This is a genomic window from Rhodococcus sp. NPDC057135 (assembly GCF_042670865.1).
Classification (GTDB): Bacteria; Actinomycetota; Actinomycetes; order Mycobacteriales; family Mycobacteriaceae; genus Rhodococcus_F.
In genome coordinates, this window is sequence record NZ_JBHUUU010000005.1 from 169,654 (window position 1) to 191,789 (window position 22,136).

The 22,136-nt window shown below is 62.4% G+C and carries 25 protein-coding genes; 14 read left to right on the forward strand and 11 right to left on the reverse strand.

All coding sequences use genetic code 11. The features are described 5' to 3' along the window. The first annotated feature begins 53 nt into the window (after positions 1 to 53). A complete protein-coding gene (locus ACFT1A_RS11530) occupies positions 54 to 1,094 on the forward strand; it encodes an NAD(P)-dependent alcohol dehydrogenase (RefSeq protein ID WP_378447093.1) in 1,041 nt (346 codons plus the stop codon). Positions 1,095 to 1,099: 5 nt separating this feature from the next. Here the strand turns inward: ACFT1A_RS11530 and ACFT1A_RS11535 are convergent, their stop codons facing one another. Continuing rightward, a complete protein-coding gene (locus ACFT1A_RS11535) occupies positions 1,100 to 1,894 on the reverse strand; it encodes an RNA polymerase sigma factor SigF (RefSeq protein WP_020906739.1) in 795 nt (264 codons plus the stop codon). Next, on the reverse strand, positions 1,891 to 2,322 hold the full coding sequence (locus ACFT1A_RS11540; RefSeq protein WP_230816889.1) for an ATP-binding protein: 432 nt from the start codon (positions 2,320 to 2,322) through the stop codon (positions 1,891 to 1,893). Before ACFT1A_RS11540 ends, ACFT1A_RS11535 begins: the two co-directional genes overlap by 4 nt. Before the next feature lie 391 nt (positions 2,323 to 2,713). Between ACFT1A_RS11540 and ACFT1A_RS11545 the strand changes: the two genes are divergently transcribed. Then, positions 2,714 to 3,157, forward strand: a complete 444-nt coding sequence (locus ACFT1A_RS11545; protein WP_283304882.1) for an STAS domain-containing protein — start codon at positions 2,714 to 2,716, stop codon at positions 3,155 to 3,157. Positions 3,158 to 3,211: 54 nt separating this feature from the next. On the opposite strand, the gene ACFT1A_RS11550 is transcribed toward ACFT1A_RS11545, so the two are convergent. Continuing rightward, complete coding sequence (locus ACFT1A_RS11550; RefSeq protein WP_378447094.1) at positions 3,212 to 4,480, reverse strand: glycosyltransferase; 1,269 nt, start codon at positions 4,478 to 4,480, stop codon at positions 3,212 to 3,214. A 120-nt stretch (positions 4,481 to 4,600) separates the two neighbouring features. On the opposite strand from ACFT1A_RS11550, the gene ACFT1A_RS11555 reads away from it, so the two are divergent. Then, positions 4,601 to 5,014, forward strand: a complete 414-nt coding sequence (locus ACFT1A_RS11555; RefSeq protein WP_378447095.1) for a DUF6292 family protein — start codon at positions 4,601 to 4,603, stop codon at positions 5,012 to 5,014. A gap of 22 nt (positions 5,015 to 5,036) precedes the next feature. Here the strand turns inward: ACFT1A_RS11555 and ACFT1A_RS11560 are convergent, their stop codons facing one another. Then, positions 5,037 to 5,609: a DUF2231 domain-containing protein gene (locus tag ACFT1A_RS11560; protein ID WP_378447096.1), complete on the reverse strand. Its 573-nt coding sequence runs from the start codon at positions 5,607 to 5,609 to the stop codon at positions 5,037 to 5,039. Positions 5,610 to 5,723: 114 nt separating this feature from the next. Between ACFT1A_RS11560 and ACFT1A_RS11565 the strand changes: the two genes are divergently transcribed. Then, positions 5,724 to 5,945: a hypothetical protein gene (locus ACFT1A_RS11565; RefSeq protein ID WP_378447097.1), complete on the forward strand. Its 222-nt coding sequence runs from the start codon at positions 5,724 to 5,726 to the stop codon at positions 5,943 to 5,945. 16 nt (positions 5,946 to 5,961) lie between these two features. Here the strand turns inward: ACFT1A_RS11565 and ACFT1A_RS11570 are convergent, their stop codons facing one another. Together ACFT1A_RS11570 and ACFT1A_RS11575 are read right to left on the reverse strand one after the other, a co-directional pair. After that, positions 5,962 to 6,816 (reverse strand): polyphosphate kinase 2 family protein, encoded by an 855-nt coding sequence (locus ACFT1A_RS11570; protein ID WP_378447098.1) that lies wholly within the window; start codon positions 6,814 to 6,816, stop codon positions 5,962 to 5,964. A 57-nt stretch (positions 6,817 to 6,873) separates the two neighbouring features. Continuing rightward, positions 6,874 to 7,608: a TetR/AcrR family transcriptional regulator gene (locus tag ACFT1A_RS11575; RefSeq protein WP_378447099.1), complete on the reverse strand. Its 735-nt coding sequence runs from the start codon at positions 7,606 to 7,608 to the stop codon at positions 6,874 to 6,876. 171 nt (positions 7,609 to 7,779) lie between these two features. Here ACFT1A_RS11575 and ACFT1A_RS11580 point away from each other — a divergent pair, with 171 nt between their 5' ends. From ACFT1A_RS11580 to ACFT1A_RS11600, 5 genes are all read left to right on the forward strand, one after another. Further along, positions 7,780 to 9,060: a DUF445 domain-containing protein gene (locus tag ACFT1A_RS11580; RefSeq protein ID WP_378447269.1), complete on the forward strand. Its 1,281-nt coding sequence runs from the start codon at positions 7,780 to 7,782 to the stop codon at positions 9,058 to 9,060. Between the two features lie 103 nt (positions 9,061 to 9,163). Then, on the forward strand, positions 9,164 to 9,670 hold the full coding sequence (locus tag ACFT1A_RS11585) for a helix-turn-helix domain-containing protein (protein WP_230816898.1): 507 nt from the start codon (positions 9,164 to 9,166) through the stop codon (positions 9,668 to 9,670). Beyond that, positions 9,663 to 10,490: a heparin-binding hemagglutinin gene (locus ACFT1A_RS11590; RefSeq protein ID WP_378447100.1), complete on the forward strand. Its 828-nt coding sequence runs from the start codon at positions 9,663 to 9,665 to the stop codon at positions 10,488 to 10,490. The genes ACFT1A_RS11585 and ACFT1A_RS11590 overlap by 8 nt, the downstream gene beginning before the upstream one ends. Positions 10,491 to 10,585: 95 nt before the next feature. Further along, complete coding sequence (locus ACFT1A_RS11595; RefSeq protein ID WP_003941505.1) at positions 10,586 to 10,882, forward strand: DUF2516 family protein; 297 nt, start codon at positions 10,586 to 10,588, stop codon at positions 10,880 to 10,882. Positions 10,883 to 11,027: 145 nt separating this feature from the next. Further along, positions 11,028 to 12,059 (forward strand): alpha/beta fold hydrolase, encoded by a 1,032-nt coding sequence (locus ACFT1A_RS11600; RefSeq protein WP_021333908.1) that lies wholly within the window; start codon positions 11,028 to 11,030, stop codon positions 12,057 to 12,059. Between the two features lie 12 nt (positions 12,060 to 12,071). Here the strand turns inward: ACFT1A_RS11600 and purU are convergent, their stop codons facing one another. After that, a complete protein-coding gene (gene purU / locus ACFT1A_RS11605) occupies positions 12,072 to 12,959 on the reverse strand; it encodes a formyltetrahydrofolate deformylase (protein WP_003941509.1) in 888 nt (295 codons plus the stop codon). A 64-nt stretch (positions 12,960 to 13,023) separates the two neighbouring features. Here purU and deoC point away from each other — a divergent pair, with 64 nt between their 5' ends. Next, entirely contained in the window at positions 13,024 to 13,689 is a 666-nt protein-coding gene (deoC, locus tag ACFT1A_RS11610) for a deoxyribose-phosphate aldolase (protein ID WP_317552510.1), read from the forward strand. Here the strand turns inward: deoC and ACFT1A_RS11615 are convergent. Next, entirely contained in the window at positions 13,686 to 14,456 is a 771-nt protein-coding gene (locus tag ACFT1A_RS11615) for a DUF2993 domain-containing protein (protein ID WP_378447101.1), read from the reverse strand. The two genes, deoC and ACFT1A_RS11615, sit on opposite strands and share 4 nt — an antisense overlap. Before the next feature lie 127 nt (positions 14,457 to 14,583). Between ACFT1A_RS11615 and ACFT1A_RS11620 the strand changes: the two genes are divergently transcribed. From ACFT1A_RS11620 to ACFT1A_RS11630, 3 genes are all read left to right on the forward strand, one after another. Then, on the forward strand, positions 14,584 to 15,162 hold the full coding sequence (locus ACFT1A_RS11620) for a hypothetical protein (RefSeq protein ID WP_378447102.1): 579 nt from the start codon (positions 14,584 to 14,586) through the stop codon (positions 15,160 to 15,162). 312 nt (positions 15,163 to 15,474) lie between these two features. Beyond that, positions 15,475 to 16,908 carry an Ig-like domain-containing protein gene (locus ACFT1A_RS11625; protein WP_378447103.1) on the forward strand — a complete coding sequence of 478 codons (1,434 nt, stop codon included), beginning with the start codon at positions 15,475 to 15,477 and terminating at the stop codon, positions 16,906 to 16,908. An 81-nt stretch (positions 16,909 to 16,989) separates the two neighbouring features. Continuing rightward, on the forward strand, positions 16,990 to 19,032 hold the full coding sequence (locus ACFT1A_RS11630) for an Ig-like domain-containing protein (RefSeq protein ID WP_378447104.1): 2,043 nt from the start codon (positions 16,990 to 16,992) through the stop codon (positions 19,030 to 19,032). A 70-nt stretch (positions 19,033 to 19,102) separates the two neighbouring features. Here ACFT1A_RS11630 and ACFT1A_RS11635 read toward each other — a convergent pair whose 3' ends face one another. From ACFT1A_RS11635 to ACFT1A_RS11645, 3 genes are all read right to left on the reverse strand, one after another. Beyond that, entirely contained in the window at positions 19,103 to 19,891 is a 789-nt protein-coding gene (locus ACFT1A_RS11635; protein WP_230816907.1) for a class I SAM-dependent methyltransferase, read from the reverse strand. A gap of 7 nt (positions 19,892 to 19,898) precedes the next feature. Further along, on the reverse strand, positions 19,899 to 20,399 hold the full coding sequence (locus ACFT1A_RS11640) for a DUF2505 domain-containing protein (protein ID WP_378447105.1): 501 nt from the start codon (positions 20,397 to 20,399) through the stop codon (positions 19,899 to 19,901). A gap of 100 nt (positions 20,400 to 20,499) precedes the next feature. After that, positions 20,500 to 20,997 carry a DUF2505 domain-containing protein gene (locus tag ACFT1A_RS11645; protein WP_378447106.1) on the reverse strand — a complete coding sequence of 166 codons (498 nt, stop codon included), beginning with the start codon at positions 20,995 to 20,997 and terminating at the stop codon, positions 20,500 to 20,502. A gap of 26 nt (positions 20,998 to 21,023) precedes the next feature. Here ACFT1A_RS11645 and ACFT1A_RS11650 point away from each other — a divergent pair, with 26 nt between their 5' ends. Then, positions 21,024 to 22,115 (forward strand): UDP-N-acetylmuramate dehydrogenase, encoded by a 1,092-nt coding sequence (locus ACFT1A_RS11650; RefSeq protein WP_378447107.1) that lies wholly within the window; start codon positions 21,024 to 21,026, stop codon positions 22,113 to 22,115. Positions 22,116 to 22,136 lie beyond the last annotated feature (21 nt).

The window sequence follows — 22,136 nt, forward strand, 5'->3', positions numbered from 1 at the left end:
ATGGAGGGGCCTGCGATTTGCAGGTCCCTCCATGCACGGGTAGGCATGTGTGCATGGTTACTGCTGCTGCTTATGCCGCGACGTCCGCTGACGGTCCCCTCGAGAAGACCACCGTCGAACGCCGTGAGCTCGGTCCACTGGACATTCTCATCGACATCAAATTTGCCGGCATCTGCCATTCCGACATCCACACCGCTCGCAACGAGTGGGGCGGAGCCAAGTACCCGATCGTCCCCGGACACGAAATCGCCGGTGTCGTCGCCGCCGTGGGTTCCGATGTCACCAAGCACAAGGTCGGCGACCGCGTCGGCGTCGGCTGCTTCGTCGACTCGTGCGGGGAGTGCGAAGCCTGCACCGCCGGCGAAGAGCAGTACTGCCGCAAGGGTGTGACCGGTACGTACAACGCCACCGGCCGCGACGGTGAGCGCACTCAGGGCGGCTACTCGACGCACATCGTCGTCACCGAGCATTTTGTTCTCTCGATCCCCGAGGGCATCGAACTCGACGTTGCCGCGCCGCTGCTGTGCGCAGGCATCACCTTGTACTCACCGCTGCGGCACTGGAACGCCGGCCCCGGCAAGAAGGTCGCCATCATCGGTTTCGGCGGCCTCGGTCACGTCGGTGTGAAGATCGCCAAGGCGCTCGGAGCGGAAGTCACCGTCCTGAGCCAGACACTCGGCAAGAAAGATGACGGGCTTCGCCTCGGCGCCGATCACTACTACGCGACCAACGACCGTGAGACGTTCAAGGTTCTTCGCGGCGAGTTCGACCTGATCCTCAACACGGTCTCGGTCAATCTCGACATCGACGCCTACATGTCCCTGCTCGCCATCAACGGCACTCTCGTCGAACTGGGCCTGCCGGAGAAGCCGATCGAAGTTCGGGCATTCTCGCTCGCCGCAAACCGTCGTAGTCTCGCCGGTTCCATGGTCGGCGGTATCCCGCAGACACAGGAGATGCTCGACTTCTGCGCCGAGCACGGCATCGGCGCGGAAATCGAACTGATCCCGGCGAGCGACATCAACGACGCTTACGAGCGCGTGATCAAGAGTGATGTGCGATACCGATTCGTGATCGACACCGCAACGATCTGACCCGCTCAGTCGAGTTGCTCGCGAAGATTACTCAGTGTCTTCGCGAGCAACCTCGACACGTGCATCTGGGATACGCCGACTTTCTCGGCGATCTGTGTCTGCGTCAGGTTTCCGAAGAATCTGAGCATCAACACCGTCCGCTCTCGTTCGGGAAGCTTGTCGAGAAGAGGGCGCAACGCCTCGTGATTTTCGACGTTCTCGAGAGCTGCGTCGTAGTCACCGAGTGTTTCCACGAGCGGAAGATCGTCGGTGTGATTGGACGCGGCGCCGTCGACCGAGACGGTCTGGTACGCATTGCCGGCGATCAACGCCTGGGCGACTTCTTCGCGTTCGATTCCTAACGTCTCGGCCAACTCGTCGACGGTCGGCGCGTGCCCGAGTTGCTGGGACAGCTCACTGATCGCCTGCCCGAGTTGGAAATGCAACTCCTTCATCCGACGCGGAACGCGTAGCGCCCAACCGGTGTCACGGAAGTGTCGCCGAACTTCACCCATCACGGTGGGAACTGCGAACGAGACGAAATCGGAGCCGCGCGTGGAATCGAAACGGTCGACGGCGTTGACCAGACCGAGCCGCGCCACCTGAACCAAATCGTCGTGCGCCTCACCGCGCCCGTCGAATCGCCTGGCAATGTGCTCGGCCAACGGTAGGCACCTGGTGATGAGCGCAGTGCGCACTCGTTCGTACTCGGGGCTGTGGGGTTCGAGGGTCCGCATTTCCTCGAAAACTGGTATGACGTCCCGATATTCGTCGGTGGACCGCCGACGCGGGCGTGAGGGGCCGTCTGCGGAAGCGGTCACAGGCGCCCGCTGAGGGCCTTGGTGAACTTCATGGTCGTGATGTAGCCGGCACCGCCGAGGTTCTCTTCCTGGTCGAGCGAAATCGAATCCGTCAGTTCGGTGAGAATGTGCCACCCGAACGAGCGCTGACTACCGTCCTCGTACTCCGTGGTGGTCGTCGAAACAGACACGTGCAGTTGTGGGGGAGTGAAGACGAACCGACACACCAGAACCGAATCAGGGGCAGCACGAACAATCAGGTGGGTACAGATTTCGTCCATGGCCAGCTTGATGTCGGCGATGGCGTCGAGATCGAAATTTTCCTGAATGGCAACGGTGGCAGCCAGTGCACGCAAAATCGACAGCTGATCGAGAGTCGCTTGAATCCTCAACTCCACGACCGGTTGAGTCTGATCCTGATCGGGCTCGAGTGCGCTGAGGTGTGCCATAAGTTCTCCGGATCGTCGTACCAGGGGTCGCCGTGAAGTCTGGTGCCGAGAACGATACCCATCTCGACCTTCACAGTGACCCCCGAACACGAAATTTCGTCGATGGTGGTGCCGGGGTAATCGACACAGTTCTGCTCACGACCGTTGGCGGTCGCAACATCGGATTACCTCGCGGAACCGCAGACCAAACCACATTTTTGTTCGGAACACCGAAACGAATGGTCGCAACGCACTTGTGACGTCGGTCATGCTGGCGTACTGTTTCAAACCGAGGTTGAGCACACAGCCGATGAGGGATTTATCCGTAATTCTGGAGACCCGTTCATCGTGCGTCTCCTTCGGAGGTCCCTTCTCTTTTGCAGAGTGTAAACCGTTGCGGGATGGGAGAACCATGACTGTTGTTCCAGGATCATCTATTTCAGGCTTTACGAACGCGGCGAAGGGATCGGTTGATTACGGACCTCCCGCGACCGGAACAGCGACCGCATCATTTCACGCGCACCGCATCAGTGCACAGACCGCTGTGATTCAAGTTCGTGGCGAGATCGACCTGATGAGCGCCAATGCTTTTCGTGACTACTTGACGTACCACGTGGCAGCGGACCGGACACTGGTCGTCGATCTCTCCGAACTCGAATTCATGGGGACGTGCGGCCTTTCCGTACTGTCGGTGCTGTCGACGCGATCACGCGATGTGGGCGGCACACTGGCGCTCGTCTGCGCTCGCCCGGTTCAAAGGTTGCTCAAAGCAGCTGGTCAGGAGTCGATGTTTGCCTGCTACGAGTCCCTGGATCACGCGATCGGCCTCGAAGAGACCCGACGTTTCCCGGCTTGATTCCGCAGCTTCACTCCAAACTTCGTGAAATCAGGTTCGTAGAGCCCGTCAGCGTCAGTGCACTTCACTTCGGTGAGTGCCCTTGTGCTGGCGGGCTCTCGGCGGTGCTGTGACGCACCGGCCGTAGGTTCGAACCACTTCGGTGGCGACGTGATCCCACGAATACGATTCGCACGCGCGAGCGCGACTCTGCCGTGCAAACGCTGCGCCTTCGTCCTCGTCGTCGAGAAGATGCCGGACTGCCCGTGCGGTTTCCACCGGATTGTTGACCGGGACCCGCCGCCCGGTGAGCCCGTCGATCACGGTATCCCGCAGTCCGCCAACAGGAGTCGCCACAACCGGCACTCCGCACGCCATCGCCTCCAGAGCCGCGATTCCGAACGGTTCGTATCTGGGGGTACAGACGAGGGCGTCGGCCGATCGCATCAATTTCGGTAGTTGGCGGTGCGGAACCCGTCCCAATAATTGGACTCGATCTGCGACGCCGAGTCGCTCGGCAAGCTTGACCAAGCGGATCGCCACCTCGTCGGTGCTCAGCTGTGCGACGGGCGGTCCACCGATCACTACCAACTCCGTGTCCGGCAGCGAAGCCAGCGCGGCGACGGCAACATCGAAGCCCTTCTGCTCCACCAGCCTTCCGACGCAGATCAATCGATGCGGTGCGGTCTTCTTCGCGGCGGGTCCCTCGGGGGTGAATGCTTCGGTGTCGACGCCCGAGGGCACCATCGTGGTCCGTGATCGTGGTGATCCCTGCCGAACCAGATCGAAGATTTCGTCCGAACTGGTCGCGATGACATGGGTTGCGCCCCTGGCGATCAACGGTTCCAGGTGAGTCCGCTCCGAGGGGCTGTCGTCGGCTGCTCCGAGGTGGCGGTGCGCCGCAGATCCCAGGGAATGGAATGTCTGAAGTACAGGGATGCCGAGCGAGCGGGTCGCGAGTTCCGTTGCCACACCAGACATCCAGAAGTGTGAGTGCACCACATCGGGTCGGTCGGTACTCCACTGAGCGCGCAGAATGCTGGCAAAGGTTCCCAGGTGAGGGAGGATGTCGGCATCCGGGAGAGCCTGTGTCGGGCCGGCCTCGAGATAGTCGACGCAGTACCCGGCGCGAGCGCGAACGCGGTCCGGTCCACCGACATGCGCCCTCCGGGTGAAAACAGTGACGTCGTGTCCGGCGCGAACCAAGGCCGCGGACAGTTCGTCGACGTGCAGGTTCTGTGCACCAGCTGCCGAGCAGCCCACCGGTGCGAGTGGATCGGCGTTGACCGACACCATGGAGATCTTGAGCATTCGTCCGGGAGCCATAGCGGGCGAGTACTTCATCGGGTCCCCTCTCCACTTGATCGGTTCGTCTGGGGATACCCGGAGTCCATGATCTGAACCGGGTTTCGGCGCGGTCGGCGCTGGGCACATTCCAAACACGATGGCGAGGAGTGAGGTTCGATGACAGAACAAATGCTGGTCGACGCAACGGTCGGACTCGGGTTCGAGCGGTACGTTCAACGTGTGGCGGTCGGCGTGGGAGCCGGCATCGAGCAATGGTGCTGCAGGCGCGAGCACCCTCTGGAGGCCTACATCGCGTTGGACCGAACGGTGCCGCGTTTTCCCGGGCGTGAGGTGGCGTTGCTCTGGGAGGAGACGTGCGGTTGGGCCCTGGCCGTGGAGACTCGTTCAGGGGAGGACCTCATCGTTCTCGGATATCTGGGCGAACACGCGGTGCCTGCCCCCGGCGCCGTTGCCGACTTTGCCGCGACACTGGGCACCCGCAGCCCGCATTGGGTGATGAACAGGCCGCTGGCGGATTCGGACGAGACCGCGCGAGAACTGCGGAGCTATTCCGGAAGTGCTTACGCCTGAACAGTATTCAGATTCGATCAGCTCAGTTGACCACGTCCAGGATGGGATCGAGAACGGGCGTCGAGGCAGCTTCGACGCCCGGATCGTCCATGAGTCGAAAGACGATGTGACCGCCGAGCGCACCACCGACGCCGACCGCGACGAGTCCCAGCGCCGAGAGAACCCGCGCCAGCGCTAATGAGTCCTTCCCGCGCAACCGATACGACGCGGCAAAGGACCAGATACCCACTGCATTCGACGCAGCGTGCACCAGTCCCACGCGGCGGGCGACGTCGCCACGTTCGGACCAGTCCAGCCAGCCCGTCAGCAAAACCGGTGGCGTCGAGACCAAGCCGAGCCCGATCAATCGTCGTGCGGTCCGCGGGTCACGGAGCGCGGTGTCGAAGATCAGCGAAGCCGTCCAGGCGCCCACCGGAATGGCCACGAGGGCGGGATGGATGGGATGCCCGACAGCAGCGCCCCGGAGAAGCGCTGCGACAGTGCGTGACCCGTCTGATCGCTCGGTGATCGCGAGGATCCTGCGCCTCATGCCAGTGGACGGACCGTCCAGTCCGCGCGCCGATTCGATTCCGCGGTAAAGAGTTCCGATGTCCATGTAATTCGGCTACCCGGCGTAGTCGTCGGGAAACCTCGCGACGAGTGTGTCTTGTCGACCGTCATGCTCCGGCGTACGGTCGAAACGAAAGAGATCCGACCGGAGGAGCGAACGATGAAGCTCAATCTCTTTGCAGCGTGGGCGTCGTACTTCCTGGTATTGGCCACAGTGGTCTGCCTCGGCAGTTTCCTGGTGGCGGCAGGCTCAGGACAGGGTGGTTGGGCATTGGTCGCCGGACTCGCCGGCGTCGCGTCCATCGGCCTCGCGGTAGCCCTGTACGCCAGCACTGTGCGTCACGACCACAAAGTGCACCGCGAATCCCCACACCTGTTCTGATCAGGACTGCTTCTGATCAGGACTGTGCGAGTCGCGCCTTCTCCGCCTCGATGTCGAAGTTGGCAGGCGGCCAGTCGAGATCGAGCTTTTCGAGAGCGTCGATCAGTAGCTCCGTGACTGCAATTCGGCTGTACCACTTGCGATCACACGGCACGACGTACCACGGTGCGTGCTCGGTCGACGTCTTGTCGAGCATTGCCTGATACGCCTGCTGATACGCCGGCCACAAACCACGCTCGGTCACGTCGCCCGGGTTGTACTTCCAGTACTTGTCCGGACGGTCGAGACGTTCTTCGAGTCGCTTCTTCTGCTCGTCGAGCGAGACGAACATCGCGACCTTCACGATGGTGGTTCCGGCGTCGACGAGTTCCTTCTCGAACTGGTTGATCTCGTCGTAGCGCTTGCTCCAGACATCCTCCGGGACAAGATCGTGAACGCGCACGACCAGGACGTCCTCGTAGTGCGAGCGATCGAACACACCGAGATAGCCGCCGCGGGGCAGTTCCTTCTTGATCCGCCAGAGGTAGTGGTGTTGCTTCTCCTCTTCGGTCGGGACACCGAAAGCTGCGTGCTGAACTCCCGAGGGATCCACGTGACCGATCACGTGCCGGACCATGCCGCCCTTGCCTGCGGTGTCCATTCCTTGCAGGACCAGCAGAATCGAGCGGCTGTCCCCGGACCGGCCGTTGGCGTACAGCAACTCCTGTAGGTCGGACAGAACCGCGCCGCGCTCCTCGAGCAGGCGTTCGCCGTCAGCTTTGTTTCCGGTGAATCCCGGAGTGCTGTTGCGATCGAGTTGATCGATTTCGAACCCGGGCTCTGCCCGCAAGGTCTTGACGGCCGGTGTTTCCCACAGCGAGTCTTGTGCCATGCCGAAAGAGTGCCACAGGATCGCCCCCTGCGGCCCGAAAGTCAGGTCTCGGGCGAGTCAGTCCTCGGCAGGCTTGACGAGGGGATGCGGAACCGACTTGAACTTGGCCGGTGATCCGTTGGCCGCCGCGATGCCGGTGATGCCGCCCCACGTCATCATCGTGAGGTAGTCGATCAGCGATTCAGCGGACATCGACTTGTTGGAGATCCACCAGTGCGTCGCGAGCTGAATTCCGCCGACGATCCCGAATGCCCACGGCAGGGAGCCGCCGGAATCCATCTCCATCTCGCGAAGTCGATTGCCCAACACCGTGGAGAGCAATTCGGCGATCATGCGCTCGGAGTCGGCAACGACGTCGCGGTTGGCGCCGGCGCCGTTGGCCATGACGTAGAGGTAGATGTCCGGGTCGGATGCCACCGTCTCGACGTACGCGGTGATGCTGGCCTGAGTGAGTTCGAAATCGTCGAGATCGCCGCTGATCGCTTCGTAGATGCGCGGCGAGAGGATGGTCTCGACGTACCGCATCATCGTGGCGGTGGTGAGGTCGCTCTTGTCGGCGAAGTAGCGGTAGAGGACCGTCTTGGAGACACCGATCTCGGATGCGATCTCGTCCATGCCGATCTCACGCCCGCGCGCCCGGATGGCGGCGATGGTGCCGTCGACGAGTTCCTCGCGGCGAGCGATCTTGTGCTCACGCCAACGACGCTTGCGGCCGTCGGATTTCTCGGGCTTCGCATCAGCAACGACTGTGCCGTCTACCTGCTCGTTGTCCTGCACGGCATTCTTGGCCACGAGTCATCTCATATCTGTGGTGCGAGCCACGTCCGATCGGTCTACTTTTCCGTTCCAGCTTAATGTCCGTGCCTTTATCTCGGGCACTCACATCGGCAGTTAGGGGGATTAGGTCCTGCAGAATCAGACATCGTGTCGCTCGCGCTACGCCGCGTCACACCTTTCGGCACAATGGCGAGGGTGCAGCAACTGAGCCTCTCCGCCTTCGACGACGCCGCCAAGCGTCGGGACCTTCGCAAGATGAAGGTCTTCGCCACGGGCCTCCTCGGCTTCGCGACGGTGGTCTACATCTTCTGCCGGTGGCAGGAATCCCGCGGTGCCGGAGAGTGGGTCGGATACGTCCGGGCCGCGTCGGAGGCCGGCATGGTCGGCGCACTTGCCGACTGGTTTGCCGTCACCGCACTCTTCCGTCACCCGATGGGGCTTCCCATCCCGCACACCGCGATCATCAAGCGCAAGAAGGACCAGCTCGGGGCCAGTCTGAGTTCGTTCGTCGGTCAGAACTTCCTGGCTCCCGAAGTTGTGTCGGCCAAGGTGCAGCAGGCGCAGATTCCGCTCCGACTCGGCACGTGGATGGCTGAACCTGCCAATGCCGCTCGCGTCGCCGCCGAGACGTCGACGGTCTTGCGCGGCATGGTCGAGGTTCTTCGCGACGAGGACATCGCCCAGATCATCGACAACACGATCGTGAAGCGTCTCGCCGAGCCGATGTGGGGACCACCGATCGGCCGAGTGCTCGGCGAGCTTCTCAAGGACAACAAGCAACTGCCGATCATCGAACTGCTGGCCGAGCGCGCGCATCAGTGGGCTCTCGGCAGCCAGGAAACGATCGATCGTGTGATCGTTCGTGATTCGCCGGCATGGTCGCCGAAGTTCGTCGACGCCATGCTGGGGGAGAAGATCTACAAGGAGCTCGTCGAGTTCACCTGGAAAGTTCGTTCCAATCCCGAGCACGAGGTGCGCCTCGCTGCCAATCGCTTCCTGATCGATTTTGCCGATGATCTGCAGAACGACCCGGAGACCATCAAGAAGGCCGAGGGGATCAAGGCCGAGATCATGGGCCGCGAGGAAGTGACCGGTCTGGCGTCGTCGACGTGGCAGGTCGCCAAGCGACTCATCATGGAGTCCGTCGACGATCCGAACAGCACCCTGCGAACCAAGGTCGCGGAGAACGTGGCCGGCTTCGGAGTTCGGCTGCGCGACGACGACTCCATGCGCGCGAAGGTCGACGGCTGGCTGGTGCAGGGCACGAAGTACATCGCGGAGAACTACACCGACGAGATCACCGGGGTCATCAGCGACACGGTCGAGCGGTGGGATGCCGACGAAGCAAGCGAAAAGATCGAATTGCAGGTGGGTCGAGACCTTCAGTTCATCCGTATCAACGGCACCGTCGTCGGGTCGATCGCCGGTCTGCTGATCTATACGATCTCGACGCTCATCTTCGGCTGAACTGTCCGGTATGTGACGTCCACCACGAGTGCTAGCAGTAGTGCTTGCAATAGTTAGCACCCTCTCCTATCCTGGGAAATGTCCACTGGAAAGGGAGGACGCAATGCCAGCGAAGTCGACGAACTCCGATGACGGAGATCGTGAATCATCCGGTGCCGCAGCCGGAGCAAGCGACTTGGCAGCTCGCGTCGTCAGCTCTGCGGCACACGACATCGGGGGGTTCATTCGTGCACAGCGGGAAGCCGCCCAAGTTTCGATGCGCCAACTTGCCCAACTCGCCGGCGTCAGCAATCCGTATCTGAGTCAGATCGAACGCGGATTGCGCAAACCGTCGGCAGACGTACTGGCGCAAATTGCCAAGGGCCTTCGAGTCTCCTCGGAAGTTCTGTACGTCCAAGCGGGATATCTCGAACAGCGCCCGCACAGTCCCATCAGGGACGCGGTGTTGGCCGAGACGGCCATCAACGAACGGCAGAAGCAAGTACTGCTCGAAATCTACGACTCGTTCTGTCGCGAGAACGAGTCGTCCAGACCAGCCGCAGCGCCCGATTTTGCTGAATCGGCCGCAATTCCAGACACCGAGACTTCACTAGGAGAAAAAGATGACTGACAAGAACGCCATCGACAGCGTCAAGACCTCGCTCTACGCCGCCGTCGGTGCAGGCGACCTCGTCGTCCAGGCCGTAGCCGACGTTGTTGCTCAGGTTCGTGAGCGCGCCGAGAACACCCAGGGTGACGTCAACGGCCGTGTCGACGGTGCCCGCGAGAAGCTTGCTTCCGTTCAGGGCGACGTCGCCGAGAGCGTCGAGGCACTGCGCGAGCGTCTCGCCGGCCTCCCGTCCGAGCTGCCCGAGGAGCTCGCCGAGCTGCGCGAGAAGTTCGCACCCGAGGAGCTCCGCAAGGTCGCCGAGGCATACCTCAAGGTTGCCGGCGATCTGTACAACTCCCTCGCAGAGCGCGGCGAAGACGCAGTCGAGCGCATCCGCAAGCAGCCCGCAGTCGAAGAGGGCATCGCTGCTGCAGAGTCGGCACTCGGCGACGCCGTCGAGCTGACCGAAGACGCACTCGGAACCGTTGCTCGTCAGACGCGCGCCGTGGGCGAGCAGGCCGCCAAGCTGGCCGGCCGCGCTGCCGGACGCATCTCCGACACCGCAGAAGAGGTCGGCGAGAAGATCTCTGACGCCGGCGAGAAGATTGCCGACGCCGGCGACGAGGCCGCACTGAAGGTCCTCGACCTCGGTGACCAGGCTGACGAGGCTTCCAAGGAAGCTGCCGCTCGCGTGACCGCTGCTGCTTCCGACGTCCAGGAGCGCGCAACCACCGCCGCCAAGAAGGCCGCTCCGGCCAAGGCTGCTCCCGCGAAGGCTGCACCGGCCAAGGCCACCGCGCCGGCTCCGGCCAAGAAGGCCGCTCCGGCCAAGAAGGCCTGATTTGCCCAGCTCCACCTGACGAAGGCTCCCGCGCTCAGCCGAGTGTGGGAGCCTTCGTGTTCGTCGGGAACCGGATGAGAACTTAGGATGTAGTTGTGACTCAAGTCGATGGGCTAGTCGGTCTGATCTTTCTCGCACTCAAAGTGCTCGCGCTGGTGGGTGCTGTCTACGCGATCGTCCATGCCGTCAGGCAGCGCCCGGACGCCTTCACTGCCGTCAACAAATTGACCAAGCCGATCTGGCTGGGAATTCTGATCGTCGCGGCATTGATTCTTCTGGCGACGTCTCCTGTCGGCCTCTTGGGCATCATCGCGGTCGTTGCAGTGTGCGTGTATCTCGTGGACGTTCGCCCGCGGGTGGATGACATCCAGCACGGCGGTTCTCGCTGGTAGTGTGCTGCGGTTCCCGCTCATCGTGTGCTGCCCCACTCTTCGCTCCAACGCTGACAACGAGCGTTGTTCGAGTGATAGTGTCGGTTAACGGCAGTCACACATAGATTGCATCCGTCTGTCGTCAGCAGCAGTCAGGGGTAAATGCATGTCCAGTCGTTCGCGCACCACAGAGCTTCGAGTACTGGCAGGCGCCGTCGGAGTGGGGGCACTCGTCGCGGCAGTCGCGGGGATCCGTCATCGCCGATCCACGCGCGGTCTGACCCTCTCGAGCGATGTCGAGCCCAACGCACTCCTGAAGACTCCGACGCTCAAAGCCGATATCAGCGAACTGACCACCGACGACGGTGCGATCATCAATGTCCGGGCTTACGGTCCCGTCGACGGCGATCCGATCGTTCTCAGTCACGGCTGGACGTGCTCTACCGAATTCTGGTACCCGCAGGTCAATGCGCTTGCCGGCGAATATCGCGTCATTACCTACGATCAGCGCGGTCACGGCCGCAGCACCGTCGGCAATCTTCCGCTCGGCCCGGACGTCCTTGCCGACGACCTCTCCGCCGTGCTGGCAGCCACGGTTCGCGAGGACAAGAAGGCCGTCATCGTCGGTCACAGCATGGGCGGGATGAGCATCATCGCCTGGGCTGGTCGCCATCCCGACGAGGTCAAGAAGTACGCATCGGCGGTCATGCTCGCGAGCACCGCAAGTGAGAGGTTGATCGCGGAGACCACGGTCATCCCGCTGCCCAATCGTTTTCCTCGGGTGCCGGTCCCGGTGGGCCGCGCCATCCTCAGCTCGCCCGTTCCGTTCGTCTCCTCGGGTGCGATGACGAAGGCGATCCAATACGTCTCGATGTCACCGAACGCGACCAAGGCCGAGATTCAGTTCTGCGAGAACATCGTTCGCGAGTGCAAGCCCCGCATCCGTGGCGGTTGGGGAGCAGCGCTGAGCACCCTGGACATTCACGAGGGACTCGACAATCTCGAAGTGCCGACCACCGTGCTGGTCGGTTCGCTCGATCGGCTCACTCCGCCGGTCCATGCGCGCAAGCTTGCACAGGTCCTCGACGACGCCGGCAACCTCGAACGGTTGATCGTGTTGCCGGGCGTCGGTCACATGTCGTCGATCGAGAACATCGACGAGTTCGACAAGGAAATCGTGCGACTGCGCAACCTCTAGCGCAACGCTGCTCTAGCTGAAGACAACCGTCTTGCGCCCGTGGACCAGAACACGATCCTCGAGGTGCCAGCGCAGTCCGCGTGAGAGTACGAGCTTTTCGATGTCTCGACCCTGACGGACCATGTCGGCGACATCGTCGGCATGGTCGACGCGGATCACGTCCTGCTCGATGATCGGGCCTGCGTCGAGTTCGGCGGTGACGTAGTGGCAGGTGGCGCCGATCAGTTTCACACCGCGCGCGAAGGCCTGGTGGTACGGGCGAGCACCGATGAACGACGGCAAGAAGCTGTGGTGGATGTTGATCGCGCGGCCGGCCCAGTGCTCGCACAGTGATTCGGGCAGGACCTGCATGAAGCGTGCAAGAACCACGGCGTCGGGGTTGTGAGCGTCGACCAGGGCGCGGACCTTCTCGAAGGACGGTCCCCGTTCGGCAGGATCCTTGGCGAACGGAACGTGGTGGAAATCGATCCCGTGGCGCTCGGTGACACTGCGCAGATCCTCGTGATTGCCGATGACGGCGCTGATTTCTGCCGGGAGTTCCCCGCCCGCAGCGCGGCCCAGGAGGTCATGCAAGCAGTGGCCTTCCTTGCTCACGAGCAGCACGATCTTCTTGGGAGCACCCGAGTCGTGAAGGGTCCACTCGGTTTCCGGACCGATCTCGGCTGCAACAGCTTTGAACCGTTCACGAAGCTCGTCGATGCTCATGCTCACCGAAGACGCACGGACCGCCTGCCGTGTGAAGAACCATCCGGTGTCGGCATCGGCGTGATACGCAGCTTCCACGATCCATCCACCGACGTCGGTGAGAAAGGTCGAGATGCGTGCGACGATGCCCGTGGTGTCGGGGCAGCCGAGGGACAGAACATAGCGACGATCGTCGATCGAAGGTGCAGCGGTCATGCGGCCTAGTCTCTCAGGTGCGGCTGCGGCGACGGTCGCGTGGTGGTGTGCCAAGCTTTCCACCATGTCTGAAGCTGCACTCACTCGTTCCCAGGTTGCCGCGATGGTGGACCACACTCTGCTCAAACCCGAAGCCACCGCGGCCGATGTCACCGCCTTGATCGACGAAGCACGCAGCCTCGGTGTGCTCGCGGTCTGCGTCTCGCCGTCGATGTTGCCGATTCGCGCCGACGGACTGGTGACGGCGGCCGTCGTCGGATTCCCGTCGGGGAAGCATCATTCACTGGTGAAGGGCGCTGAAGCGCGACTGGCCGTCGATCAAGGCGCAGCCGAGATCGACATGGTCATCGACGTAGGAGCGGCGGTCGCCGGCGACTACAGCGCGGTATTGGCAGACATCCTCACCGTCCGCGAGGCGATGGGGGAGAGCGCGATCCTCAAAGTGATCCTCGAAACCGCAGCGCTGTCCGACGAGGCCATCGTCGAATGCTGCCGCGCAGCCGTGCGCGCCGGGGCGAACTTCGTCAAGACCTCCACCGGATTCCACCCTGCAGGCGGGGCAACCGTCGAGGCCGTCACACTGATGGCGCAGACCGTCGGCCCGGGCGTGGGAGTCAAGGCCAGTGGCGGAATACGTACGACGCAGGCGGCACTCGACATGATCGCGGCCGGTGCCACCCGCCTCGGATTGTCCGGAACCCGAGCAGTACTGGACGGACTGGCCGACTAGGTCAGCAGGCCGCAGCTGTCCGGCACCGCCGAGGTGTTCTGGTTGTTCGCGTCGGCGACGGGCATGGCGTAGGCGCCACCCTCGAGCGAGATCTCGATAGCGTCGTCGGTGACGGTCAGCTTGGTGGGCTTCATGTCCAGCGGGTACGTCTGCAGGCTGTCGGTGAGTGTCTGGACGATGCCGTCGACCAGGTCGGTCGGCAGACCCAATCCGAGAATCTCGGCGCCGACGGTCTGAACGTCGACCACACCGTTGGTGACGGTGGGCTTGACCGTGAGCTTCGCGAGCCCGACCGGTCCGACGTCGAAGGCGAGTGTTCCGGCGCTCGAGTCGGCGGTGACGCCGGAGACGAGGCCACCGAAGGTCTGCTCCTGCAAGGTGGCGAGAATGCCTGCGGTAGACCAGTTGACGTCGGCGCTGGAGCTGCCGATGGTGCCGCTGTTACCCGCCGAGGGCTGCAAGTTGATGTCGTTCACCTTCGCGTGAACCTGCATTCCCGTTGCGGGGCCGAACGAAGAGTCGTCACTGTCGATGCTGATGTACGGCACCTTCTTGTCGACTGCCTGCAGGAGTACTGGCTTCCAGCTCAACCCGACATCGACCTGGGATCCCAGTTCACTCTGGAACTGGTCGGCCATGCAGGTCTTCACCTGGTTGCGTACGTACAGTTCTCCACCGACGAGTGCCGCGACGAGTACGGCGATCACCACGAGAAGGATGATGAGCACTCGGTTGCGCGGACGAGGGTTGTTCGCTGCGACAGTCATTCGCCAGATTCTTCCCGACGAGTCTGAACGAACTCTGTGAATACGCACTTCCTCATTCCTGTGATGCGCGACACAGTCGCCCGTAGTCTGTTCGAAACGGCGTTTTCGACGGTCACCGGAGGTGGTCATGGCTTCGGACTACGAGTCACTCGAGCTGCTGGCGCTACGACAGTGTGGATTTGTCACGGCTCTCCAGGCCTCCGAACTGGGTTTCGGTCTGGCCCTGATGGACGAGATGACGGAATCCGGAGCTTGGACGTATGAGTGTCGAGGACTCTTTCGCCTCGAGCGCGTCAGACATACAGCCTTGGACGAGTTTGCGAAGTGGTGTACATGGTTCGCCGGTAGCGCCACCGTCTCGCACTACAGTGCCGCAGATCTGCATGGTCTCGGCCACCTGCAACCTCGCTTCATTCATCTTTCCGTTGCGCACCCTCTCGCGGCGCCGACCCGCCAGGTCGCACTGCATCGACTGCCACTCGCGGACGACGAGTGTGAACAGATCGGGCCCATCCGCATCACCACGCCGTTGCGTACCGTGCACGACCTCGCTTCCGGTGGAATTTCCCAAGTCCTACTCAACGAAGTAGTCGCCGATGCGGTGGCGATCGGTCGACTCGACGCGCACGAGTTGTATCTCTCGTGTGAGAACGCGAGTGTGGATGTTGCTGTTCGAGTGGAGTTGGCGCTCGCCGCAAGCCTGTAATCGAGATTGATTTTTTATGCTTCTGCGACCTTCTGGCATTACGTCCGAAATCGAATATGACGCCGATATCAGAGATTTGAAGTGCGCTACTTCGGGGCGAATATCTTGCCTTTCGCGCAGGTAAAGCGGTACCTGGCTTGGCGGTTCGGGACTTTCGACCCGTGTTCACTGCAGCTCAGCGATGTCGCAGATGAACTAAATCTACGAAAAGCGTAGTTACTTTACAGTCAATGGGATAACGTCACGGCATCAAAAGCAGACGGACGCTTGTCCTGGACGGCTGTCTGCCCCCGTTTGTCGAGAGGGTTGTGGATGTCCGTGCGTGGTGTTCGTCGTGTTGTCGGTGGAATGAGTGTGTTTGCAGTTGCTGCGGGATTCGCGGTGGTTGCGGGTGTCGGGGTTGCCGGTGCGGCTCCGGTGACGGCCGAGTTCAATTCCGATGGGTACAAGGTGACTCGGACGATCAGCAACGGCACGCCGTCCGAGGGTGATGTGATCACGTCGAAGACGGTGTTCAAGCGAACTGCTGCGGTTCACAATCTGTATGCGGTGCGCGATTTTCATCCGGCGTGCATGACGTATGTCGACGGTTCGGCGACGGTGAACGGTAGTGCGTTCAGGGTCAACGAGGTGGCGGCTGATTCTGTTCGGTTGAGTGCGGGTGCTACGGAATGGCCGATGTGGGGCGGCGACGTGAAGACGTTCGAGTTCCAGTATCGCGTTGGTGCGAATTGTGCGCGTGGTACCGATTTGTCGACGACGGTGCATTTCGACGGCACGGTGTTCGTTGACGACACGACAAATGGTCGTGGTCCGTCGATCAATGTTCAGAAGAATGTTTCGACGACTGCCGTGTCGCCGGTCAGTGGGGCTCAGGTGGGGCAACCGGTGACGTTGAGTGCGACGGTAACCGGTGGTGCCGACGGTGATTCGGTGGAGTTCTTCGACGCCGGTTCCAAGATCGGTGCGGGCACGCTCGCCAATGGTGTTGCAACACTTTCCTGGACGCCGACCACCCGTGGCGACCATTCGATCACAGCGAAGTTCGCCGACACGGCGAGGGCTGTCGGTTCGGCTTCGGCTGCGCTGATCGTGAACGTTTCGCAGGCCGATGCTCAGTCCGGTACGACCTTGGCGCCGATCTCGGGCGCGCAGGTCGGCAAGTCGACCACTCTCAAAGCGACGGTATCTGCATCGGGCACCGGCGGAACGGTCACGTTCAAGGTCGGTGGAACGGTGCTGGCTTCGGTACCGGTGGCAGGCAACGGTGAAGCCACCTACGCCTGGGTTCCGACGGTTGCCGGTGCACAGACGGTGGAAGCAGTATTCTCCGGCCGATCGGGCGTCACCGGGTCGAGTACCACCGCAAATGTGACAGTTGCCGAGCAGCCGGCTGGAACAACCAGTTCCACAACAGATCTCAATGTAGGAGCGGGGCAGGTGGGCGTAGCGCAGACCATCTCCGCTCAGGTCAGCCCCGCAAATGCCGGTGGCACAGTCACCTTCAAGGACGGCGAGACCGTCATCGGCACGGCTACGGTCGATTCATCCGGAAAGGCCAGCCTTTCGTGGAAGCCCGCAACTCAGGGTCAGCGAGTTGTCGCTGCCGAGTACTCGGGCGCCGGCACGGTGACGGCGTCGTCCGATCAGGTCTCCGTCCAGATCGCCGCACCGGTTGACGGTGGAGAACCCGGCAACGGCGGGACCGGTTCGCTCGGCAGCCTCGGCAACATCTTCGGCTCCTAGCCGCCGACACCTGGTGATGCCCCGCCCGCGTTCGGCGGTGGGGCATCACCCATTTCGCTCACTTCTCGAGAAGGAAAAGCTATGTCTGTAGGTTCTGCACGCCGTGCAGTTGCAGGTTTGAGTGTGTTTGCTGTTGCTGCGGGATTCGCGGTGGTTGCGGGTGTCGGTATCGCAGGAGCTGCACCAGAGACACCGGGTTCGTTGACGTGGAATGCGAACAACTACGAATACACGCGGACCATCAGCAATGTGACTCCGTCCGAGGGCGAGACGATCACCGTCAAGACTGTGTTCAAACGGAAGAACATCGTCGTGGATTACCTGTATGCGATCAAGGATGTTCATCCGACGTGTCTGACGTACGTCGAGGGTTCGGCGAAGGTGAACGGTTCGACGCGGAGTGTGGAGTCCAAGGGTGCTGATTTCGTTCGAGTGAAGGGGTCACTGACAGAGTGGCCGCTGTACAACAACGACTCGAAGACGTTCGAGTTCAAGTACACGGTGGGCGCCGATTGCGCGCGGGAGATGCCGTTGGATACGTCGGTGCATTACAACGCATCGGTGACGAGTTCCGATTTCCAGAACAAGGGTCCGACCGTGACAGTGTCGAAAAATGTCTCGACGACGACGCTGTCACCTGCCAGTGGCGTGAAGTTGGGACAACCTGTTCCGTTGAGCGCGACGGTGACCGGTGGTGCCGACGGTGATTCGGTGGAGTTCTTCGACGGCGCCACCAAGATCGGTGCGGGCGCGCTCGCCAATGGTGTTGCAACACTTGCCTGGACACCGGCTGACGTCCGAACGCACAGCGTGACGGCCAAATATCTCGGCAATGCGAAGGTGTCGACCTCGACGTCTTCGGCTGTCGACGTCGTCGTCTCCGAAGCCGACAAGAGCACTGCCACCACGATCACCGGTCCCGCAAGTACGGTGGCGGGTGAGTCCGTGACCGTCGAGGCTACGGTGTCGCCTACTCCGGCGGGTGGCACGGTGCAGTTCAAGGACGGTGCAACCGACCTCGGCGGCGCCGTCGCCGTTGATGCCAACGGCAAGGCTTCGCTGACGAATTCCTTTGCAGAAGGCGCGCATTCGATCGTGGCGGTGTACTCCGGCTCAGGTGTGTACCAGGCCTCGACGTCTGCGCCGCATGCGTTGACGGTCGCTCCGGTAGTGGTCGAGGAGAGCACCACGACTACCCTCGTCGGCCCGTCGACAGGTTCGACAGGGGAGGCCTTGTCGTTCACCGCCTCCGTCTCGACCGGTGCTGCAGGCGGAACCGTGCAGTTCAAGGAAGGTGGCAGGGATCTGGGCTCCCCGATTCCCGTGGACGCCTCGGGTAAGGCAACAACCACGCCGACCTTCAACGTGGCGGGCGAGTACAGCATCACCGCTGTGTTCTCGGGCTCGGGCAACTACCTGGGTTCGACCTCGAACATCCAGACTGTGAACGTCAAGGCGCCGGCTCCCACCGACCAGCAGACCCAAACGGCCTTGACCGTTCCGGCGGACGCAAAAACCGGTACGGCAGTTGGTCTGTCCGTGATCGTCACGCCGACTCCGGTAGGCGGCACGGTGCAGTTCAAGGACGGTTCGGGCAATCTCGGCTCGCCGGTGTCGGTCGTCGACGGCAAGGCGTCGATCATGCACGAGTTCGCGAGCGTCGGCGCGCATGACATCACGGCCGTGTACTCGGGTGCCACAGGATTCCTCACCTCTACCTCGGCCGCGCGGGCGGTTTCGGTTACGGCTCCGGCCGCGGAGGATCAGGAAACGTCCATCACCGTGAGCGCCCCGGCCTCAGCGGTCAAGGGCGCGAAGGTCGATCTTGTTGCGGCAGTGGTACCTACGCTCAGCGCAGGAACGGTCCAGTTCATGGATGGAGCCACCCAGATCGGGGGACCGGTTGCCGTGGTGAACGGCACGGCCACGCTCTCGCATACTTTCACCGAACTCGGCGATCGTCGAATCACCGCGGTGTTCAGCGGAACTGACGGCTACCTCGGTTCCGAGACCCAGGCTGCAGTCACCGTCAAGGTCACGGCAGAGTCTGACGGCGGCGATCCCGGCAACGGCGGCAGTTCGACCGGTTCGCTGGGAAGCCTGGAAAACATCTTCGGGTCCTAGCCTGACGCCGGCACAACGACGCCCCGCTGCGGAGAACACCTCCGCGGCGGGGCGTTTCCCGTCTGTGAGTTCAGGGATTCGGCGCTACGACATGCCAGGGCACGGTCAAGATGCAGTCACGAAGGCGTCGACGCGCGGGTTGGACGGGAATTCCCTGTGCCCGAAGAATTTCCAAGGCGGCGGCCCACCGGTGGCGAGGGCCGAACGAGGCGTGCGGTGCAGCAGTGGCCCAGGCTCGATCGGCAGCGCTCAGCAACGCATGGATCGGCTCGCCCGGAACATTGCGATGGATGAGAGCCTTCGGCAGTCGTTCCGCGATGTCGGACGGTCGCTCGATGTCGAAGGGGTCCCAAGCCAATGTCAGCGTCAGCGGACGATCGGCGTCGAGAAGTACCCAGGCGCAACGCCTCCCGAGTTCGTCGCAGGTGCCGTCGAGTAACAGTCCGCCCGGTGCGAGACCGGACTGGATGTGCGACCAGGCCGAATCGACCGCGTCCTCCGGGTACTGCCGGAGAACGTTGAATGCGCGCACGAAAACGGGTGTGAGACCAGCTAGTTCGAATCCACCGCGGGCGAAGCTGACACCGTCACGACTCTCGACCACGCGGGCGGGGTCGATCTCGAGTCCGATGACGCGTCGGTCCCGCCGGACAGCGGTGAGGCGGCTTGCCATCTCGAAGGTGGTATCCGGCCTCGCCCCGTAGCCGAGGTCGACTATCAACGGATCGGCTGCGTTGTTCAGGGCGTGCGCGATCGTGCGGTTATGGACGATCCACCGGTCACTTCGTCGCAGTCTGTTGATCCCCGTCGTGCCACGGGTGATGACCCCCTCGATCTTCGGGGGTGGAGCCTTCTTCACGCCGGCTTCAGCGCGCGGCGAGCCAGGTCGCGGTGACCTGTGCCTCGGTGCGGAACAGATCTACGAGGTTGATCAGCATGAGCTGTTCCAACTTCGCGCCGATGAACGGGATGAATACCTTGGCCTCGGAGGTGGTTCGCAGTGTGGACCCGGTATCGGTAGCGAACAACTCCATGGTTCCGGACAGACTTCCCGGCCCGGCGGGGATGGAAGCCTCATATGTTCCGGTCACGGTGTCACCGAAGGTGCCGTACGACTCCTTGCGAGTGATGACAAGATCCTTCTTCATCACCGTCTGAGCGATGTCCGGCAAATCGGTGCGCGGAAGAATGTGGTGGAGCACGAGATCGATTCCGGAATCGGTGACCTCGAAATGTTCCACATGGTTCTCGGAATGCTTGCGCATCTCCTCGACGCGGGCCTCCCAGTACGAGCGGTCCGCCAGCGCCGCATAGACCTGCTCGGGGGAGTGCTGATAGCGGGCGGAGTAGTCGATGCGGCGAGCCATGATCGGAAAGAATACCTGTTACACGCTGTGACAAGCCAAATTGGCCGTATCAAAAGACGCCAAAATGGCTGTATCCACAACTATCGCCGCCCGCAGGGTTCTACTTCGCGATCCACTCCCGGGTGAAGTCCTGTTCGGCCTGGATGAGCCGGACAACCTCGTCGACTATCGCGCTTTCGATCTTTCCACCGAGGAACGGGATCTTGACCTCGACCTCACCGTCGACCTCGAGGGTGGCGGAGTTCTCGTCACCGGTCAGTATCTGGGTGCCCTCGATACGGGCGGGAACACCGTCGACGTGGGCGGAGAAGGTACCGGTGGCCTTGCCGTCCTTGAACGGTGCCATCGTTTCGCTGCGCTTGATGACGATGTCGCCGTTGACGACCTTCGACACCATGCTCGGGAGGTGCTCGGCGGCAATGATCTGCGACATCGTGACCGCGACGGTCTCGTCGCGGACGGTCAGCTCTTCGATCGTTGCGCCGGGACCACCGACAGCGACGATTCGGTCGCGCCAGTACTGCTCGGAGGTCACCGCCTCATGGACCTTCTCGGCGGGGACTGTGTACTTCGACGAATGCTCGATGCGACGGCTCACGATTGTGGAGGCTACCGTTTATCGATGTGTGGGACGTAACCATTGGCAGACGCGTCGTGGAATCAGGCGCTTTCGTATCCGAGAACGTTGACTTGTCAGGATTGACGACGCTCCGAATCGGGGGACCGGCGCGGCTGCTCGCAGAATGCCCGACGACGCAGTCGTTGATCGACGTCGTGACGCTGCTCGATCGCGAGCAGATCCCGACGCTGATTCTCGCCGGCGGATCGAATCTCGTGATTTCCGACGAGGGATTCGACGGAGTTGTCGTTCGTGTGGCCAACACCACCGTGAGCCTCGACACGGACCGCGTCGTTGCCGAAGCGGGCGCGGTGTGGGACGAAGTAGTCGGCCAATCCGTCGCCGCGGAGTTGGGTGGCCTCGAGTGTCTCTCCGGGATTCCGGGCTCCACGGGTGCGACGCCGGTACAGAACGTCGGCGCGTACGGCGTCGAGGTGGGCTCGCGACTCCGGCGAGTTCAACTGCTCGACCGACGCAATGGCGAAGTGTCGTGGGTCGAACCGTCGAAACTCGAATTGGGTTACCGGTCGAGCGTCCTCAAGCATTCGGACGCAGCACTGGTTCTCGCCGTCGAATTCGACGCGTCGACCGACGGATTGAGCGCCCCGCTCGCGTACCGCGAACTGTTCACCGCGCTGGGGGCAGAAGAAGGCGCGCGGTTGCCTGCGTCGCAGGTCCGTGAGGCAGTTCTGGGACTTCGGACAGGCAAGGCGATGGTCCTCGATCCGTACGATCACGACACCTGGAGCGCGGGTTCCTTCTTCACCAACCCCGTGGTGCCGGGCGACAAGCTGCCTGCCGTGCTCGCAGCCATCGCCGAACAGCTCGGCGACGTCAACGTGCCGCAGTTCCCCGGCAGTGGTGGAACCAAGCTCTCAGCCGGATGGTTGATCGAACGGGCCGGATTCTCGAAGGGTTATCCCGGCGAAGATGCACCGGCCCGGCTGTCGACCAAGCACACCTTGGCGTTGACCAACAGAGGGTCCGCAACGAGTGCGGATGTGGTCTCGCTCGCGCGGGCAGTGCGCGACGGGGTCGAGGCCGCGTTCGGCGTCCGCCTGGAACCGGAACCGGTAACTGTGGGCTGCACCGTCTGATTCCTGACAGAGCCCGCAGGT

Excerpts from the sequence above, each read along its gene's own strand:
- ACFT1A_RS11530 (WP_378447093.1), top strand. The coding sequence starts at position 54 with ATGGTTACTGCTGCTGCTTATGCCGCGACGTCCGCTGACGGTCCCCTC.
- ACFT1A_RS11540 (WP_230816889.1), bottom strand. The coding sequence starts at position 2,322 with ATGGCACACCTCAGCGCACTCGAGCCCGATCAGGATCAGACTCAACCG.
- ACFT1A_RS11545 (WP_283304882.1), top strand. The coding sequence starts at position 2,714 with ATGACTGTTGTTCCAGGATCATCTATTTCAGGCTTTACGAACGCGGCG.
- ACFT1A_RS11550 (WP_378447094.1), bottom strand. The coding sequence starts at position 4,480 with ATGAAGTACTCGCCCGCTATGGCTCCCGGACGAATGCTCAAGATCTCC.
- ACFT1A_RS11555 (WP_378447095.1), top strand. The coding sequence starts at position 4,601 with ATGACAGAACAAATGCTGGTCGACGCAACGGTCGGACTCGGGTTCGAG.
- ACFT1A_RS11560 (WP_378447096.1), bottom strand. The coding sequence starts at position 5,609 with ATGGACATCGGAACTCTTTACCGCGGAATCGAATCGGCGCGCGGACTG.
- ACFT1A_RS11565 (WP_378447097.1), top strand. The coding sequence starts at position 5,724 with ATGAAGCTCAATCTCTTTGCAGCGTGGGCGTCGTACTTCCTGGTATTG.
- ACFT1A_RS11570 (WP_378447098.1), bottom strand. The coding sequence starts at position 6,816 with ATGGCACAAGACTCGCTGTGGGAAACACCGGCCGTCAAGACCTTGCGG.
- ACFT1A_RS11580 (WP_378447269.1), top strand. The coding sequence starts at position 7,780 with ATGGCGAGGGTGCAGCAACTGAGCCTCTCCGCCTTCGACGACGCCGCC.
- ACFT1A_RS11585 (WP_230816898.1), top strand. The coding sequence starts at position 9,164 with ATGCCAGCGAAGTCGACGAACTCCGATGACGGAGATCGTGAATCATCC.
- ACFT1A_RS11590 (WP_378447100.1), top strand. The coding sequence starts at position 9,663 with ATGACTGACAAGAACGCCATCGACAGCGTCAAGACCTCGCTCTACGCC.
- ACFT1A_RS11600 (WP_021333908.1), top strand. The coding sequence starts at position 11,028 with ATGTCCAGTCGTTCGCGCACCACAGAGCTTCGAGTACTGGCAGGCGCC.
- purU (WP_003941509.1), bottom strand. The coding sequence starts at position 12,959 with ATGACCGCTGCACCTTCGATCGACGATCGTCGCTATGTTCTGTCCCTC.
- deoC (WP_317552510.1), top strand. The coding sequence starts at position 13,024 with ATGTCTGAAGCTGCACTCACTCGTTCCCAGGTTGCCGCGATGGTGGAC.
- ACFT1A_RS11615 (WP_378447101.1), bottom strand. The coding sequence starts at position 14,456 with ATGACTGTCGCAGCGAACAACCCTCGTCCGCGCAACCGAGTGCTCATC.
- ACFT1A_RS11620 (WP_378447102.1), top strand. The coding sequence starts at position 14,584 with ATGGCTTCGGACTACGAGTCACTCGAGCTGCTGGCGCTACGACAGTGT.
- ACFT1A_RS11625 (WP_378447103.1), top strand. The coding sequence starts at position 15,475 with ATGTCCGTGCGTGGTGTTCGTCGTGTTGTCGGTGGAATGAGTGTGTTT.
- ACFT1A_RS11630 (WP_378447104.1), top strand. The coding sequence starts at position 16,990 with ATGTCTGTAGGTTCTGCACGCCGTGCAGTTGCAGGTTTGAGTGTGTTT.
- ACFT1A_RS11640 (WP_378447105.1), bottom strand. The coding sequence starts at position 20,399 with ATGGCTCGCCGCATCGACTACTCCGCCCGCTATCAGCACTCCCCCGAG.